The organism is Sphingomonas bacterium (assembly GCF_903643035.1).
Taxonomy (GTDB): Bacteria; Pseudomonadota; Alphaproteobacteria; order Sphingomonadales; family Sphingomonadaceae; genus Sphingomonas.
In genome coordinates, this window is record NZ_CAHJWW010000285.1 from 1 (window position 1) to 3428 (window position 3428).

General features: G+C 70.6%; 2 protein-coding genes. Both read right to left on the bottom strand.

Annotation, left to right across the window (positions count from 1 at the left end):
- Positions 1 to 115: 115 nt before the first annotated feature.
- Positions 116 to 2506 carry a UDP-galactopyranose mutase gene (gene glf, locus HUV01_RS13915; protein ID WP_254606672.1) on the bottom strand — a complete coding sequence of 797 codons (2391 nt, stop codon included), beginning with the start codon at positions 2504 to 2506 and terminating at the stop codon, positions 116 to 118.
- 32 nt (positions 2507 to 2538) lie between these two features.
- The coding region (locus HUV01_RS13920) for a glycosyltransferase (protein WP_254606674.1) at positions 2539 to 3428 on the bottom strand (890 nt) is incomplete at its 5' end.

Genomic DNA, 3428 nt, shown 5'->3' on the forward strand with positions numbered 1-3428 from the left:
GGGGCGGCGAGCACGACCTGCCCGGCGTCCAGCCCGGCGGCGAGCGCCAGCATGTGCGCGCCGACGCCCGATGGCGCCCGGCTGTCGGTCGCCAGACAGATCATGGCCATCCGCGCTACTCCGCCGCCGACAGCGTGGTCGTCATCGCCACCGGCTCGGCCAGCCGCTCCTTCAGCCGCCGGTACGTCGCCAGCGCCTGGCCTACAACCTGGTCCATGTTGTAGTAGCGGTACGTCGCGAGCCGGCCGACGAAGGTCACGCCCCGCGTCGCGTCCGCCAGCGCCTCGTACCGCTTGAACAGCGCCTGGTTCTCGGGTCGCGGGATCGGGTAATAGGGATCCCCCTCCGCGCTGGGAAACTCGTAGGTCACGCTGGTGCGCGGGTTCTGCTGGCCGGTCAGATGCTTGTACTCCGTGATGCGCGTATAGGCGACGTCGGGCGACGGATAGTTGACCACCGCGACCTTCTGAAGCCATTCGCGCTCCAGCGTCTCGTGGACGAAGCGCAGCGACCGGTAGGGCAGCCTGCCGAAGCGGAAGCCGAAATACTCGTCGATGGGACCGGTGAAGACGATGTGGTCGACATCGACCTCGTCCATCACATCGCGATATTCGACGCCCAGGTCCAGCGTGATGTTCCGGTGGTCGAGCATGCGCGCGAACATCGCGGTATAGCCCTCGGCGGGCATCGCCTGGAACCGATCGCCGAAATAACGGTCGTCGGCGCAGGTGCGGGTCGGCACGCGCGCGGTGACGGCGCGGTCGAGTTCCGAGGGATCCAGCCCCCATTGCTTGAGCGTGTAGCCGCGGAAGAACAGCTCGTAGAGTTCGCGGCCCACGGCGGAGACGACCACGTCCTCCGACGTGCGGATGTCCGCGACCGGCTCCGCCCGCGCGGCGAGAAAGGCGGCGGCGTCCGCGTCGCAGGTCAGCCCCGCGTCGTACAGCGCGTTGAGCGTCGTCCGGTTGATCGGGATCGGCACCTCCCGGCCCCGCACGCTCGCGAGCACGCGATGCTCGTACGGGCGCCAGGCCGTGAAGCGCGACAGATAGTCGAACACGTCCGCCGAGTTGGTGTGGAAGATGTGCGGGCCGTAGCGGTGGATCATCACGCCGGCCGCGTCGTGCTCGTCATAGGCGTTGCCCGCGATGTGCGGGCGCCGGTCGACGACCAGCACGCTCTTGTCCCCGTCCGCCGCCAGTCGCTCCGCCAGCACGGATCCCGCGAACCCCGCGCCGACGACCAGCACGTCGAAGCGGCGACGGATCGCGGGCGCGGAGGGGCCGGGGGAAGGGGCGTCGCGGCGGGCGACGGCGTCGGCGATACGTGTCTTCATGTCGGCGAACGTCCTGTCCCAGCTGTGGCCGGCGATCAACCGGTCGGCCTGCGTGAGCCAGGCGCCGTTCTTGGGCAAGGCGAGGGCACGCTCGCACGCGGCGACGAAGCCGGCCGCGTCGCCGGCGATCCCCACCGCGTCGAGCGCGCCGTACTGCCGCGCGACGTCGACGACAGGCGTCGACACCACGGGCAGGCCGCCCGCGAGATACTCGGGCGTCTTGGTGGGGCTGATGAAGCGCGTCGCCGCGTTGATCGCGAACGGCATCAGCGCCACGTCCCACCCCGCCAGACAGGCCGGCAGCTCGGCATAGGATCGCGCGCCCAGCCAGTGGAGGTTGGCGCGGCGGGGCAGCGCGGCGGGGTCGATCTTGGCGACCGGGCCGATCATCACCAGCGACCAGTCCGGCCTTGCCGCCGCCACCGCATCGAGCAACGCAAGGTCGATCCGCTCGTCGATCACGCCGAAGAAGCCGAGCCTAGGCCCGGTGATCGACGCCTGGTCGGCCGGGATCGCCGGGCCGTTGCGGGCCGCGGCGAAATGGCGCGTGTCGACCGCGGAGGGAAAGGCGTGGACGTCATGGTGGCGACCCGCCTTCGCCTCGTACAGGCTGTGCCCGCCGGTGAAGACGACGTCCGCGCGCGCCATCAGCCGGGCTTCGTTGGCGGCCAGCGCGGGATCGGCGAAGCGGAAGGCGGACAGCTCGTCCATGCAGTCGTACACCACCGCCGACGCCTTCAGGTGAGTCGCGAAGCCCGCCATCATCGGCGTGTGGAACCACAGCAGCGGATCGCCCGCGCGCGCCGGCGCGACCGCCGTGTCCACGAGCATGTCGAGCAGGCCGCGCAGCCCCGCCTCGACCTGCGCCGCATCCCACCAATGCGGCAGGCGCGGGCGCAGCGCGATCACGTTGTCGTCGGGGAACGGATGCTGCTCCAGGAACGGCAGGTGGTGGTCGCACGCGATATGCTCTTCCCAGAAGAACACCCGGCGCTCGCGCGCGAAGCGGCGCATCAGATGCTGGGGACGCTGCGTCACGAAGTCCCAGCGCAGGTGCGAGAAGCAGATCAGCGCGGGCGCGGCGGGCGCGTCGTCGTTGGAGACATGGATCGAATCGGGGTCGGGGACAGACGCGCGGGCCGGCGATACATCGAAACCAGAACCGTCCACGCGTGTCTCCCGGCTATATCGCCCCCGGCGAGCTATGATGCGGCGACTGCTCGATGTCGTTGCTTCGCATCAACAATGGGCGACATGACCTCCATCAGCTTGGCGGCGGAATGCGGCCATGTCCAGCGCGCGAGCACGGCCTCGCGCGGGGCATACAGGTGCGCGGTCGCGCGCATCGCCAGGATCGCCTCCGCGAACCGTTCCGCCGGCGCGGTGGAACCGGTGTCGGGCAGGATGTATTGCAGGCCGCAGCACAGCCGCTCGTTCGCGAGCACGGGCAGACCGGCGAGCATGTATTCGGTGATGATCGCGGGCGCGCCGTCGTCCACTCCGCACACGACCCCGAAGCGGGCGCGGTTCATCAGCCCGTTGACCTCGTCGAACGGGACGCCCGGCGGGCCGACGAACTCGACCGACAGGCCCGACGCCGCCGCCCGCGCGCGCAGGTCGCCCGCCAGGTCGCCATGGCCGAACACGCAGAGCGCGGTGACGTCCCTCGGCAGCGTTTCCAGCGCGTCGAACAACAGGTCGTGCCGCTTGTAGCCCTGAGCCGCGGCGACATAGATCAGGTCGACGTCCTTGGCCGTGCCCAGCGGGCGGAACTGGTCGGGCGCCGCGAACTCCGGGCCGATCGGCAGCACGAGCGTCGCCATGGCGGGGTGCCGCTCGCGCACCGCGTCCGACTGCCACGGCGCACCGGTCAGGACGAGATCGAACCGCGCGCTCGCCTCCGCGGGCACGCGGAGCGCCGGCGCGTCGATCGAGTTGTAGATGCGGACGCCGTTGCCGCACAGATCCAGCAGTTCGGGCGCGATGCCCAGCCCCAGCACCAGCAGGACGTGCGGCGCGCCGAACGCCTCGATGAACGCGGCCATGTCGTCCGACGCGAACGGCGCGCGCTCGTCGCGCAGCCGGAACGCGC